This is a genomic window from Neomoorella sulfitireducens, assembly GCF_024733845.1.
Lineage (GTDB): Bacteria > Bacillota > DSM-521 > Neomoorellales > Neomoorellaceae > Neomoorella > Neomoorella sulfitireducens.
In genome coordinates this window covers 49,677-63,476 of sequence record NZ_JANRHG010000006.1, presented here as the reverse complement: position 1 = coordinate 63,476, position 13,800 = coordinate 49,677, and the positions used below count along the sequence as shown (strand labels likewise).

The following is a 13,800-nucleotide window of genomic DNA, read 5'->3' as shown; positions in this document are numbered from 1 at the left end:
GAGTAAAATGTTAAACTGCCCCCATTGTGGGAGTAGGGCCATCGGAAAAATCGGAAGCGATCAATATTACTGCTGGGATTGTTTCGTAGAATTTAACGATCGCTGGGAGATTTTTAATGTTGCTGAGGACGGAACCTTAATATCCCTGGAAGGGTAGGGGGCAAAGTAAGCTTGAGTTTCTGGCGTGGGTTTATTGCCGGTAGTATCGTGGGGGCCATAATCGGAAGTACTTTTAAATGTCCCCGGGAAACACCGCCGTTGCCGGCAGATCCGGTAACAGTCATGTCCCAGGAGGAAACCGTCCCGGACCGCCCCAGGGGAGTTGTTCGCCGTCGCTCCAAGGGCAGGCTTTAGGCTGGGAAAGATATGACGGTAAAGCGGGCTTTAAAAATCTGGCGCCTGGCCGGGGCCGGGCTTTTCCTGGCCGCGGCCTTGTTTTTCCTGTACCGGGTGCGAGGGGTTTTAACACCTTTCTTCCTGGCGGCCTTCCTGGCTTATCTATTAAAGCCGGCCATGATGAAGCTGGAGAAAAAGGGTTTAAAGCGCCCCCTGGCTATTTTATTATTGTATCTCCTTATCCTGGTCCTTTCCCTGCCGGTATTTTTCTTTATTTTGCCCAGGCTAATCCGGGAATTAAATGAATTCCTTATCCGGTTACCTGCCTTAACGGCCGAGGTTGAGGGCTTGCTTCAGGCTTTTTACCAGCGGTACAATCAAGTAGCCATACCTGCCGGCCTGCGGCGGCTTCTGGACGAATCCCTAATCAATATAAGCATCACCTTCCAGCAGGAAGCCCGCCGGGCCCTCCAGGCCATCCTCGATCTCCTGGCCGGGGCCACCAGCTTCCTCCTGGCGCCAATTTTAGCCTACTACTTATTACGCGACGGTGAGCAAATCGGCCGGGCGGCCAGCCACCTGCTACCTATCCAGATGAAGGAAGATTTTTTAGGCCTGTGGCTGGAAATTGACCGGGTATTGACCAGCTTCATCCGCGGCCACCTGCTGGTGTCCCTGATTGTAGGTTTTCTAACCGGTCTGGGCCTTGCCATGGTTGGTTCACGGTACGCAGTAATCCTGGGTATAGTAGTGGGCCTGGCCGATTTAATTCCTTATTTTGGACCGGTAATCGGTGCCATACCCGTCCTGGCCCTGACCCTGCTGGAATCAAAGAAAACGGCCCTTTACGCCCTGGTCATCATGGTAATTGTCCAGCAGGTTGAGGGTAGTTTGCTGGCACCTCGTATCTTAAGTGAGAGTGTCGGTCTCCACCCTTTGGTAATTATATTTGCCCTCCTGGCCGGCGGTGAACTCTGGGGGGTGAGCGGCCTGCTTTTGGCCGTGCCCCTGACGGCTATCGGGTACATTATAGTGAAATTTATCTGGGCACGCCTGGTGGGGAGTTGATTTGAAGTTAAAATTTTACTATATGGCAGGAATTCTGCTCCCGATGTGGAAATAAATTAACTGTAAGTTAAAAATGATAATCTGATTAAAGTAAAATTAAGTCGCGTTTAGAGGAGGATAACTGGATGCACGAGGAAATCATTAAAAGGATTAAGGCGGAAGTAGACAGGTACCGGGAGGATATAATCCAGTTTTTACGGGATATAGTAGCCATCCCCAGCCCCAACGGGGACATTAAAGCAGTGGCCGAGCGCATCGGCCAGGAAATGCGAAAATTGGATTTTGATGAAGTTTTCCTGGACAGCATGGGCAACATAGTTGGCCGTATTGGCAGCGGCTCGAAAATCCTTCTTTACGACAGCCATATTGATACGGTTGATATAGCCGATTCCGGGCAGTGGCAGTGGGACCCCTACAAGGGTAAAATCGAGAACGGCATTTTCTACGGCCTGGGAGCCGGGGATGAGAAAAATTCCACCCCGGGGATGGTATACGGTCTTAAAATTATGAGGGACCTGGGACTGACGCGGGATTTTACCCTTTATTACTTCGGCAACATCGAAGAAATCTGCGACGGTGTGGCCCCCAACTCCCTGGTGGTCACGGATAAGATTAAACCCGACTTTGTCGTTATCGGTGAGCCGACGAAAATGAATATCTACCGCGGTCACCGTGGCCGCGTGGAGATGAAGGTCACAACCAAGGGCCGTACCTGCCATGCCAGTGCCCCCGAGCGCGGGGTAAATGCTGTTTATAAGATGGCAGAGATTATCAAGGCTGTAAGCCAAATGGGGGACAAGTTTATTGATGATCCCTTCCTGGGAAAGGGATCCATTGCCGTAACAGATATCCACTGCAAAACGCCTTCCATCAATGCCCTGCCCGATGAATGCTTTATTTACATCGACCGCCGCCTTACCTTTGGTGAAACCCGGGAAATGGCCGTGGAGCAGGTGCGCAAGGTAGCTGAACCCCACGGGGGCGTAGTGGAAGTACTGGAATTTGATGAACCCAGCTACACCGGCTTTGTCTTTAAAGTCGATAAATACTTCCCGGCCTGGGCCCTGCCGGAGGACCACTTCCTGGTGAAGGCCGGCCTCAAAACCTATGAGCAGCTTTTTGGCCGACCCACAGGCGTAGGCAAGTGGGTTTTCAGCACCAACGGTACCTACTGGATGGGCAAAGCCGGTATCCCTGCCATCGGCTTCGGACCTGGCGATGAGGTATATGCTCACACTGTCCTCGACCAGGTACCCGTTGAAGACGTAGTCCGATCCACCGAGTTTTACGCCTTTTTCCCGACGATCTTAAGCGAGATGCTGGCTAAATAAATGCAGTGCTGCAGCCCCTCAACTGCGAGGGGCTTTATTCTATATTAGCTCTATATCATGTAAAATAATGGCGGGACGCCGACAGGCACATCCATAGTCACTTAGTCACCGCCTTCTTTACAATGGCGATCGGTTTTCTACGGCGAAAAGCTTATGTTCTTTTTTATCCGGTATACTTTCGGCAAGCACACGGATGTGATATTATAATTCTACTAGTATATTCAGAATATCACCTGCTTTCCTCCCGGGAGATTAAGAGTGAAAACGGAGAGGTAAATATTGAAACATTGTATTATTTGCTTACAGAAGCTACCGCTTTTTAAGAAATCCGTCGGCGGCCCACCCTACCTCATTTTATCAGCTAAGTTAAAGAAGTGCAGGGAAGAGACACCCTGGTTTTTGGGGTTTTCAATTTGGAAAAACACCAGAACCTGCTTAAAACTAGGGTCAAGGTAGCCGCCGTTGCTGTGAAGAAGGATTATCGTTTAACGGTAAAGCCCGGGCCAAAGGTAATGAAGTATTATTTATGGTGGAAAGGGTTGACGTCTTGCTATGACTGCAGGTAACTCAGCCGGTAAGCTAGTTGTCCTCTGGACAAGCGGGGACAGAGAAGTCGCCGAGAAAATGGTGTTTATGTATACCCTTAATGCCAGAGTCCGGGAGTGGTGGCAGGATGTCACTTTGATCGTCTGGGGCCCTTCCGCCAGACTCCTGGTAAACGACGCTGACTTGCAAGATTACCTGAAAAAGCTCCAGGAAGCGGGCGTAAAGGTGATGGCCTGCAAAGCCTGCACTGATAGCTACGGTGTTTCCGCGTCCCTGGCCAGCCTTGGTATAGAAGTAAAATACATGGGAGAACCCTTCACCCATTACTTGCAGGGCGATTATAAGGTTATTACAATTTAACCTGTAAGTTAAGCTCACTCAAAATTAAATGTACCAAGGAAAAGAGATAGACCTGCGATGTTCTGTCGACAGGTCTATCCCTCTTTTTAATTACCTGAAACAGGTATAGTGCCTGAACTTAAAAGACTATTGATACTGTATCAGCTTCTGAATTAAATTGGTGAAATGATTTAAACCCAACGGGCGAATTTCAATTGGTACGCCCGTGTAATCAAAAAATTCAAGTAATTTTTCCTCGTCAACTGTGCTTATACCGCTATCCAGGAATAAAATTCTTTCGTACCTGCCAAAATTGAGATGCGCTTCGGTTTTATCCCATCCCAGGTTTTCCGCAAAAATTTCTTTCCAGTGCCGCAACAACCCGACGTCAGGTAAAAAGTGCGTGCTTCCTGGTTGAATTGTTCTCTTCGCTCCTGTCCCAGCAAAGTGCCGATACAGTCGGGTTCCTCTGGCTGGCGGAATTTGTATTTCCGCTGCCAAGTTTTCATCTCAGGGTGACATTGGCTGCCATAAATTAAAACAAGATTTTTGCCGCAGCAATCTTCCAGAGCGGGCACAAGCTTCTGCCCTAACTGCCTGTTGTCAACATGGAGTCCAGGAGTCAAACAGGAAAGTTCGGCTTTAAATGCAGGTCGTTTAAAACCTTCTTGAGTTCTCCGGCCAGAACGCTGCAACAGATAAATTTAAGGTCTGCCATTGTTGCGCCTCCTCAAGTTTTAATTTTTTAGTATAGCTTGATTATATAGCAGCAAAACATCGGAGTATGTAAAATAATTTACCCGATCTCAATTGGACTAAAACGAAACCCACTTTTCTCTAGCAAAATGTTGCTATAAGGGTAAAATAGGGGCAGAGGTGATGTTTGATGGGTAGCATGGAGTTACCCTTGTTTAAACGGGCCGATTTCTGGGAAGAGTCCTGGCAGGAGGAGCGCCGGCAGTCCCTCTATGGCCGGCGCCGGCCGAATCGCGATGGTACCGGCTACTGGAACAGGCGCGCCGGCCATTTTGCCCGCCTGGCCGGTGGGGAAGAGGGGAAGCAGAGGGTGGCCCAGGTCCTCCACTGGCTGGGGCACCACGGCGGTTTGGACCGGGACCTGGAGATCCTGGATATCGGTTGCGGCACGGGCAACTATGCCCTGCCCCTGGCCCGCCGGGCGCGGCGGGTGGTAGCCCTGGACCCGGCAGAGGAGATGCTGGCCATTTTAAAGGAGCGGGCCGGAGAAGAGGGCATAACCAATATTGAGCCGGTCCAGATGACCTGGGAGGAGGTGGACCTGGATAAACAGGGCTGGCGGGGAAGCTTTGACCTGGTCCTGGCCCTCATGAGCCCGGGGATTAAGGATGCGGCCACTTTAAGAAAAATGATTGCCGCTTCCCGGGGCGCCTGTATCCTGGCAGGCCATTTGCGCCAGGAGAACAGCGGCCGCAGGGAATTATGGCAGCAGTTCATTGGCGGGGAAATGCCGGGAATACCTGCGGACGTCCTCTATATTTTCCATCTCCTTTATGCCTGGGGATACGCCCCTTCCCTGGAATTGGAGCGGCGGGTAAGTACCAGAGAAATGGAACCTGATCAGGCCGTTGAGGAAATGGAGATATTTTTTTATCCTTACCTGGAACTAACGCCGGCGGTACGCAGGGCTATTGTGGATTATGTCCGGGGTCATCTGGTAAACGGCCGCTATCTTTCCCGCCGGGAAATTACGGCCGGTTATCTTTTCTGGAACGTCAACTTTGATTGACATCCTTCGCCGCTTCAGGTATAATGTAGAAAAATTAGCCGGGAGAACCTCGTTCACCGCCCCGGGGCGGGGGCGAGGTTTAGTTTTGATGAGGAGTTGACCTTTTTTGACGGGGAATGAGCTCCGGGAGAAATTTTTAAGTTTTTTCGCCGGTAAGGGTCATACCATTGTTCACAGTTCTTCCCTGGTGCCGGCGAACGATCCGACCCTGCTCTTTACCAATGCCGGTATGGTCCAGTTTAAAGACGTTTTCCTGGGCTTGGACCGGCGCCCTTTTAAACGCGCGACGACAGCCCAGAAGTGTGTCCGGGCTGGGGGCAAGCATAACGATCTGGATACCGTCGGGCGTACGGCCCGTCACCATACTTTTTTTGAAATGCTGGGTAACTTCTCCTTTGGCGACTACTTCAAGGATGAGGCTATTGCTTTCGCCTGGGAATTTTTGACGCGGGTCCTGGAGTTACCGCCGGAACGCCTCTGGATTACCGTCTATAAGGATGATGATGAAGCCTACCGCCTCTGGCAGGAAATAGCCGGTATTCCGGCCGGGCGGATTGTGCGTATGGGTGAAAAGGATAATTTCTGGGCTATGGGCGACACTGGTCCCTGCGGTCCCTGCAGCGAGATTATTTATGACCGCGGGCCGGAGCATGCCTGCAGGGCTACCCAATGCGCCCTGGGGGTATGTGACTGTGACCGCTGGCTGGAGATCTGGAACCTGGTTTTTATGCAGTATGAAAGGGATAACGATGGTAATTTAACGCCTTTACCCCGCCCCAGCATTGATACCGGTATGGGCCTGGAGCGAATGGCCTCAATTTTACAGGGTGTGAACAGCAATTTCGACACCGACTTGCTACAGCCTTTGATTAAGGCCATGGAAGCCTTGAGCGGGCGTTCCTATGACCGCGGTGAGGCCGGCTTTCCCTTCCGGGTAATTGCCGATCATGCCCGGGCCTGTACCTTTCTCATTGCCGACGGCGTTTTGCCGGGGAATGAAGGCCGCAGTTACGTCCTGCGTCGTATTTTGCGCCGGGCGGCCCGTTTTGGCAAAGCCCTGGGGGTGGAGGAGCCCTTCCTTTACCGCCTGGTAGATACGGTAGTAGATATTATGAGCCAGGCCTACCCCGAGGTGGCGGAACAGCAGGAGTATATTGCCCGGGTAATGCGCCAGGAAGAAGAGCGTTTCCATGAGACCCTTAATGACGGCATGAGGGTTTTAAACGGCATTATGGAGCGGGCCGGTCATGAAGGGCGGGATACCATCAGCGGCCAGGAAGCTTTTACCCTTTATGATACCTACGGTTTTCCCGTTGACCTGACGGAAGAAATTGCCGGCGAGAAGGGCTTCAAAGTAGATCGAGCGGGGTTTGAAGAGGCCATGGCAGCCCAGCGGGAAAGAGCCCGGGCGGCACGCGAGGACATTAAGGCCTATGAATTTGCCCTGGCCTTTGCCGGGAACCTGGACGACATCGGCGGCACAGGATTTACCGGCTATGAGGCGCTGGAAGATAAAGGTAAGGTCCTGGCCCTGATACGAGAGGGCGAGCGAGTTCCTTACCTGGCCGAAGGGGAAAGTGGCCACGTCGTCCTGGACCGGACGCCTTTCTACCCCGAGGGAGGCGGCCAGATTGGGGACCAGGGTAATATGGCCTGGCCCGGCGGGGAGGCCCGGGTGCATGATGTCCGTCGCCTTCCCGATGGGAAGATTATCCACCAGGTGACTGTAACTGCCGGGAAGATGGCCGGCGGTATGGAAGTAAAGCTCATGGTAGACAGGGAGCGCCGCCTGGCCACTGCCAGAAATCACACCGCTACCCACCTGTTGCACCGGGCTTTAAAGAATGTCCTGGGTGAACACGCCAACCAGGCCGGTTCCCTGGTAACCCCGGAAAGATTGCGCTTTGACTTTACCCATTTTGCTCCCCTGACGGAAGAAGAGCTGCGGGCTATTGAGAAAGAAGTAAATGTCAGGATTCTGGCCGGCTTACCGGTAACGGCCCTGGAGACTTCTTTACAGGAAGCAAAGGCTATGGGAGCCACGGCCCTCTTTGGCGAGAAATATGGAGAACGGGTACGAGTAGTGAAGATAGGCGATTATAGCATGGAGCTGTGCGGCGGCACCCACGTGCGTTCCACCAGCGAAGTCGGGCTCTTCCGGCTTACTGGCGAGAGCAGCATCGGTGCCGGTGTACGCCGGGTAGAAGCGGTAACGGGAGCGGCCGCCCTTGATCTTGTTGGCCGGGAGTACCAGGAGCTGGCCTCGAGCGCCCTTTTACTGAAAGTACCGCCTTTCCAGGTGGCCGGGAGGGTGCAGCAACTCCTGGAAAAAAGCAAGGAAATGGAACGGGAAATCAGCCGCTTGCAAAACAAGCTGGCTACCTATACCGTTAAAGATTTGCTGGCGCAAGTACAGGAAGTTGCCGGGGTACCGGTACTGCAGGCGCGGGTAGATATAACCGATGCCGAAGCTTTAAGAGATTTGGCTGATAAATTGCGGGACAAAATGGGTTCAGGTGTAGTGGTCCTGGGCTCACAGCATGACGGGCGTGTTAATTTTGTTGCCATGGTAAGTAAAGATCTGGTGCAGCAGGGTATTCATGCAGGAAATTTATTGCGCGAGGTGGCCCGGATAGCTGCCGGCGGCGGCGGGGGCCGGCCTGATATGGCCCAGGCTGGCGGCAAAGATCCAAGCAAGCTGGACCAGGCCCTGGCCTACAGCCTTAAGGTAGTTGCCCAGCAGGTTCGCTAAGGGATGCCGGGCACCGCAAGGAGGGTAAAGGCTATGTCTGAAGACATGCAGGAAACAATGATGTTTAAAGTACAAAAAGAAGAGAAGATTAAGGTCCGCAACGTGCTGGAAGAAGTGCAGGCGGCTTTAAAGGAAAAGGGATATGATCCAATAAACCAGTTAATTGGCTATCTCCTTTCAGGAGATCCGGCTTACATTACCAGCCATAAAGGAGCACGCAACTTGATTCGCCGCGTAGAGCGTGATGAAATTATTGCCGAGTTATTGAAAAATTACTTAACCTAAATTAAGGGGGATGATACCCATGGCCCTGTCGGATGTGGAACTGGTGGTTAACCTTTATGCCGAAGGTGATAAATTTTTTGACCTCCTGAAGGCCGCGGTGCGTGACTGGCAGGGAGGCTGGGGGCATGAACGGGAGCGGGCGGCTTTTGCCCTGGAACTTTACCAGCGTGGCCTCGAAACCATGCGCGCTCACCTGCAAGAAGCACGGGAGAAGGCCGAAGGAGGTTTTTTTACTGACCAGGACCAGCGGATTTTGAAGCGGACGGAAGACAGGTTGGCATACTGGGAAAAAAAACTGGAAGAAATCCAGTATAAACCACCGGGAAGATAGGGGCCGTGTTGTACACTACCCTGGGAGCCACAAGAATAGTGGTATCCCGTCTTTGTTTTGGTACCTTGAGCTTAGGCCCGCTCCAGGCGGGCCTAAGCATTGCTGCGGGGAAGAGACTTATCCGTCGTGCCCTGGAACTAGGTGTCAACTTTATCGATACAGCCCAGAGTTATAACACATACCCCTACATCCGGGAGGCCGTGAAGGGATGGCAGGAACCGGTGGTGGTGGCCACCAAATCCTATGACTACACGGCGGAAGGGATGGCCCGGAGCCTGGAGGAGGCCCGGCAGGAACTGGACCGGGATGTTATTGACATCTTTTTGCTTCACGAGCAGGAAACGCCCCTGACCCTGGCCGGCCACCGGCCGGCTCTGGAATACCTTCTGGAGGCCAAAGAGCGCGGCCTGGTACGGGCCGTGGGTATATCTTCCCATACTGTGGCAGCAGTACGAGCGGCAGCCGTAATGCCGGAAATAGATATTATCCATCCCCTTTACAATGAGGCCGGCCTGGGGATACTAGATGGCAGCAGGGAGGAGATGCTGGCCGCCATTACCCTGGCCCGCAGTAACGGCAAGGGAATCTATGCCATGAAGGCCCTGGGCGGTGGGCACCTGGGAAAGCAAGCGCGCCGGGCTCTGGAGTTTGTCCTGACGACGCCAGTTATTGATGCCGTAGCTGTAGGCATGCAATCCCCGGAAGAGGTAGAGGTGAATGTATCCTGGTTTAGCGGCAGCGAGCCGGCGCCGGAGCTTATAGAGCGGGTGCGGGCGAAGAGGCGCAGGCTATTAATTGAAGACTGGTGCCAGGGTTGCGGGTCTTGCGTTAAACGATGTCCCCAGGGAGCTCTATCACTGGTAGACAGGCGGGTGGTTGTTAATCCGGATAAATGCATTCTCTGCGGTTATTGTGCCGGCGCCTGCCGAGATTTCTGCCTAAAGGTGATTTAAATGCGGATTATGGGATTGGATGTAGGCAGCAAAACCATTGGCGTTGCCGTAAGTGATCCTTTAGGCTGGACGGCTCAAGGCGTTACTACTATTCACCGGAAAAACAAAGTTGAGGATATAAAAGCTTTAAAGCAGTTAGTTGTCAGGTACGGCGTCGAAGAGGTGGTGGTCGGCCTGCCACGCAATATGAACGGTACCTTCGGGCCCGGGGCGGCAGAAGCCCGTGCCTTTGCCGCCACGCTGGAGGCGGAACTGGGCCTGCCGGTGCACCTCTATGATGAGCGCCTATCTACTATAGCGGCCGATAAAATCCTCCTGGACGCGGACCTGTCCCGCCGCCGGCGGCGGGCTGTTGTCGACCGGGTAGCGGCCAGCATAATTTTGCAGGGATACCTTGACCGGCGGGGGCAAAATGGGGTATGATAGGCCTATCCTGGAAAAAGGAGTGAGGACATGGCCGACCAGGAAAATACCGTCATCCTGACAGATGATGAAGGGCAGGAATACGAGTTTGTTGTCGTAGATATCCTTAAAGTTGAAGATGACGAGTATGCCATTCTATTGCCGGTGGAAGCCGCTGATACCGAGTCAGCTGAAGCCATTGTGCTAAAGATCGGTATTGATGAAGATGGCAACGAAGTGCTTTATGAGATTGAGGACGAAGACGAGTGGCAGCGCGTGGCTGAAGCCTGGGCAGACGCCCTGGAAGAAGAAGATGAAGCCTGAAGCGAGAAAAGCCCGCCAGGAAGACCTGGCGGGCTTTGCCTTAAATTTACTTTGTATCTTCAACCTCCAGGAGGCATATTATGTTCTAAAAGTTGTTTGCGGGAAGTGGGCCCATGGTCAGGTGGAAACTGGCAGCATTTTTAATTATTATGCTGGGAGTGGCCAGCCTGGCCGAAATGGTAATATTTTTTTCCGGACGTATTATACCGGGTGTAACTGTATGCGGCCGGCCGGTCGGAGGTATGACGCCGGATGCCGCCAGGTTAAAGATCATGGAAATGGCCCCGGAAATCCTGGACCGGGAAATTAAGTTACGCCTTGGTGATAGGGTGGTAACAACCACGCCCCGGAACCTGGGGATGAAAGTTAATATAGATGCTACTATATCCCGGGCCTGGGCCATGGGGCGGACCGGAAATTTAAAGCAACGCCTGGCTGTTTTCATCCCGGACCGACGCAGGCTGGAAGCGGTATATGAATGGGAACAAGAAGACTTCCAGGTAGAATTAAAGCGCCTGGGTTTCGATATTTTAAGGGAGCCTGAAGATGCGCGCCTGGAAATAGATGATAAGGGCAAACCTTACTTAATACCTGCCCGGGACGGCTGGCAGGTGGATAATGCAACCTTTTTAAGGTGCCTGGGAGAGAAATATTCAGGAGAGGTAATCGATATCCCCTTGAACCGCCTGGAACCCCGGCTGACTTCAGCGGCACTGGCGGCCCGAAGAATTGAAAAAGCAGCCGGAACATTTACTACTATATTTAACCCGGCCGATACAACCCGTACCCACAATATCAGGCTGGCGTCCGGCACTCTGGATAATACCTGGCTACCGCCCGGGGGAGTGCTCTCTTTTAACGAGGTTGTGGGGCCACGCACCGTGGAACGTGGCTATCAAGAAGCTTTGGTTATTGAAGAAGGCAATTATGTATCCGGCATTGGGGGCGGTGTCTGCCAGGTATCGTCAACCCTTTATAATGCAGCCCTGGCTGCCGGATTGACTATCGTCGAGCGCCAGCCCCATGGCCTGGCCGTAGATTATGTACCACCGGGGCGGGATGCCACCGTCGTCTACGGCTTAATTGACCTTAAAATCCGCAATGATACCCCGTTCTGGTACTGGTTGAAATCCCGGGTGGATAACAATAAGCTGACGATGACCTTTTATGCCTCCGGGGAAGCCCCTGTCGCAGAAGTGGTGAGTCAATTAATTGAAAAGATACTACCGGCGGAAGAGGTAGAAATAGTGCCCGGTTGGCCCTCTGATAGAGTAGAAGTGGAGCAAGAAGGAAAACCTGGTTTCCGGGCCAGGGTTATCAGGATTTTTTACCAGCAGGGAAAAGAAGGGTGGCGTGAAGTAGTTTCCCAGGATTTATATCCCCCCCTACCGCGAATTGTCCGCCGCGGGCAAGGAGAAGAAAGTGTTGTGCATTCCGCCGGATCTTGATATAATGAAAAAAATAATTAGGGAGAGAAAAAAGGATAATTATGGGGGAAGGGCTTGAAACAAGCCGCAACACGGCTTTTTGGCAGGCCTGGCGCCGCCGGTTAATTATTTTCCTGGCATTAATTTTTCTGGGCCTGGGGACCAGCGGGTATTATTTTGTAAAACTGCTGGGCCCGGTGAAGCCCGGTGCCCCGGAGGTAGAGGTATATATTGCGCCGGGAACCCCTTCGGCCGCCATCGCCTTAACCCTTAACAACCTGGGAATCATAAAGAGTCCCTTTGCCTTCCGGCTGGTAACCATGGCCATGGGTTTGGAGAGGGACCTGAAACCGGGCTATTATTTAATATCCCCCGGTCTTTCCCTGCCGGAAATCGTTCGCCTGCTGGCTGCGGGCAAGGTCCAGGAGATTGAGTTTACCGTTCCCGAAGGATATACTGTAAGGCAAATAGCCTCCTTGCTGCAGGAGAAAGGCATGGTCGGGGAAGAAGATTTCCTGAAGGCAGCCGCCCGGGATTACCCCTTTGATTTTTTACGGGACCTGCCTGCCGGGCCTGAACGCGTCCAGGGATTTTTGTTTCCCGATACCTACCGGGTTCCCAGGGGTACGCCACCGGAAGAAATAGTACAGATGATGCTGAAACGGTTTAATGAGGTTTACCAGGAAATCATACGGGAAAAGGACCGGGATCTTGATTTGGATACCAGGCAGATTGTTACTCTGGCTTCCATTGTAGAAAAGGAAGCGAGGGTTGATGCCGAGCGACCTATTATTGCCGGCGTGTACGTAAACCGCCTCAAACGGGGTATGCGCCTGGAGGCCGATCCCACGGTGCAATATTTATTACCCGAACCCAAGCCCGTACTTACTTACCGGGATCTGGAGATTGATTCCCCTTATAATACTTACCGGGTCAACGGCCTGCCGCCGGGTCCCATTGCCAATCCGGGGCGGGCCTCGCTCCTTGCAGCCTTAAAACCGGCTAAAACAGATTATCTCTACTTCGTAGCTAAACCGGACGGCACCCACTTTTTCAGCCGTTCCCTGGCCGAACATAACCAGGCCGTAGCCCGCTACCAGGCCAGGTAATTAAATACAATATAATCAACCCTAATTAAATAAAGCGAGGTAGGTAACAATGCCTTTTCGGATTAAAATTCCCCGGTCAACTATTGACCGCTTGCCCCTTTATTACCGGTGCCTTAATTTAATCGAAGAGCACGGGATTGAAGAAATTTCTTCCCAGGTGCTGGGTGTCAGGGTAGGCGTCGACCCCTCGGTGATCCGTAAAGACCTGGCCTGGTTTGGCGAACTGGGTAAACGCGGCGTGGGTTATAACGTAACCTACCTGAAAGAGGCTATTGCCGGTATCCTCGGCCTGGACAGGGAGTGGCCCTTTATCCTGGTGGGGGTCGGCAAACTGGGTATGGCCCTGGCCGAGCACAACCGCAAATACGGCCGGCATTTTCACCTGGCAGGTGTTTTTGACCGGGACTCGGAGAAAATAGGCCTTCAGGTTGGCGGGCAACGGGTTAGACCCATGGACGAAATGCCCTCTTTGGTGAAAGAGAAAGATATTAAAATTGCCATGCTGGCCGTACCGGCGGAAGAGGCCCAGAAAGTAGCTCACGATCTGGTCAAAAGCGGTATAAAAGGCATCTTGAGTTATGCCCCCATTACTTTGAGCGTGCCCCAGGATGTGATTGTCTATAACGCCGACTATAACCTGGATCTCCAGCGATTAGCTTATTACCTCAGCAATAACGGTAATGTTACCTGGGGAGAATAATATGTTTCTGTTCGATATTAATGGCATCCAAAACTCGCGCGGATGCTTTTTTATTTTTTAATTAAAATTATTCCCTGGTTAGCAGGAAAATCCTTAATGATGGCGAAATATATCTTTAAAATAGCAAACGGA

Annotated in this window: 15 protein-coding genes and 1 pseudogene; 15 read left to right on the top strand and 1 reads right to left on the bottom strand. The window is 52.4% G+C overall.

The window, feature by feature from the left end; translation table 11 throughout:
* Window positions 1-7: 7 nt before the first annotated feature.
* The 5 genes from NWF31_RS15055 to NWF31_RS07725 all read left to right on the top strand — a co-directional run bounded on the left by NWF31_RS15055 (window position 8) and on the right by NWF31_RS07725 (window position 3,641).
* Entirely contained in the window at window positions 8-157 is a 150-nt protein-coding gene (locus NWF31_RS15055; protein WP_489676600.1) for a hypothetical protein, read from the top strand.
* A gap of 14 nt (window positions 158-171) precedes the next feature.
* Window positions 172-354, top strand: a complete 183-nt coding sequence (locus NWF31_RS07740; protein WP_258359932.1) for a hypothetical protein — start codon at window positions 172-174, stop codon at window positions 352-354.
* 12 nt (window positions 355-366) lie between these two features.
* A complete protein-coding gene (locus tag NWF31_RS07735) occupies window positions 367-1,404 on the top strand; it encodes an AI-2E family transporter (RefSeq protein WP_258359931.1) in 1,038 nt (345 codons plus the stop codon).
* Between the two features lie 125 nt (window positions 1,405-1,529).
* Window positions 1,530-2,735: a YgeY family selenium metabolism-linked hydrolase gene (locus NWF31_RS07730; RefSeq protein WP_258359930.1), complete on the top strand. Its 1,206-nt coding sequence runs from the start codon at window positions 1,530-1,532 to the stop codon at window positions 2,733-2,735.
* A gap of 552 nt (window positions 2,736-3,287) precedes the next feature.
* Window positions 3,288-3,641, top strand: coding sequence for a DsrE family protein (locus tag NWF31_RS07725; protein WP_258359929.1), 354 nt, complete (start codon window positions 3,288-3,290; stop codon window positions 3,639-3,641).
* 126 nt (window positions 3,642-3,767) lie between these two features.
* Here NWF31_RS07725 and NWF31_RS07720 read toward each other — a convergent pair.
* Window positions 3,768-4,198, bottom strand: a pseudogene (locus tag NWF31_RS07720) (DUF1638 domain-containing protein).
* A gap of 308 nt (window positions 4,199-4,506) precedes the next feature.
* Here NWF31_RS07720 and NWF31_RS07715 point away from each other — a divergent pair.
* The 10 genes from NWF31_RS07715 to NWF31_RS07670 all read left to right on the top strand — a co-directional run bounded on the left by NWF31_RS07715 (window position 4,507) and on the right by NWF31_RS07670 (window position 13,668).
* Window positions 4,507-5,385, top strand: coding sequence for a class I SAM-dependent methyltransferase (locus NWF31_RS07715; protein ID WP_258359927.1), 879 nt, complete (start codon window positions 4,507-4,509; stop codon window positions 5,383-5,385).
* A 106-nt stretch (window positions 5,386-5,491) separates the two neighbouring features.
* A complete protein-coding gene (alaS, locus tag NWF31_RS07710) occupies window positions 5,492-8,137 on the top strand; it encodes an alanine--tRNA ligase (protein WP_258359926.1) in 2,646 nt (881 codons plus the stop codon).
* 33 nt (window positions 8,138-8,170) lie between these two features.
* On the top strand, window positions 8,171-8,422 hold the full coding sequence (locus tag NWF31_RS07705; protein ID WP_277998892.1) for an IreB family regulatory phosphoprotein: 252 nt from the start codon (window positions 8,171-8,173) through the stop codon (window positions 8,420-8,422).
* Between the two features lie 19 nt (window positions 8,423-8,441).
* Window positions 8,442-8,753, top strand: a complete 312-nt coding sequence (locus NWF31_RS07700) for a hypothetical protein (protein ID WP_258359925.1) — start codon at window positions 8,442-8,444, stop codon at window positions 8,751-8,753.
* 5 nt (window positions 8,754-8,758) lie between these two features.
* Window positions 8,759-9,706, top strand: coding sequence for an aldo/keto reductase (locus NWF31_RS07695; RefSeq protein ID WP_258359924.1), 948 nt, complete (start codon window positions 8,759-8,761; stop codon window positions 9,704-9,706).
* Window positions 9,707-10,129 (top strand): Holliday junction resolvase RuvX, encoded by a 423-nt coding sequence (ruvX, locus tag NWF31_RS07690; protein ID WP_258359923.1) that lies wholly within the window; start codon window positions 9,707-9,709, stop codon window positions 10,127-10,129.
* A gap of 30 nt (window positions 10,130-10,159) precedes the next feature.
* Complete coding sequence (locus NWF31_RS07685) at window positions 10,160-10,432, top strand: DUF1292 domain-containing protein (RefSeq protein WP_258359922.1); 273 nt, start codon at window positions 10,160-10,162, stop codon at window positions 10,430-10,432.
* Window positions 10,433-10,545: 113 nt separating this feature from the next.
* Window positions 10,546-11,880 carry a VanW family protein gene (locus NWF31_RS07680; RefSeq protein ID WP_258359921.1) on the top strand — a complete coding sequence of 445 codons (1,335 nt, stop codon included), beginning with the start codon at window positions 10,546-10,548 and terminating at the stop codon, window positions 11,878-11,880.
* A 41-nt stretch (window positions 11,881-11,921) separates the two neighbouring features.
* A complete protein-coding gene (gene mltG, locus NWF31_RS07675) occupies window positions 11,922-12,968 on the top strand; it encodes an endolytic transglycosylase MltG (RefSeq protein WP_258359920.1) in 1,047 nt (348 codons plus the stop codon).
* Window positions 12,969-13,017: 49 nt separating this feature from the next.
* The gene (locus NWF31_RS07670; RefSeq protein ID WP_258359919.1) at window positions 13,018-13,668 is read left to right on the top strand and encodes a redox-sensing transcriptional repressor Rex; all 651 of its coding nucleotides are present in this window, start codon (window positions 13,018-13,020) and stop codon (window positions 13,666-13,668) included.
* Window positions 13,669-13,800 lie beyond the last annotated feature (132 nt).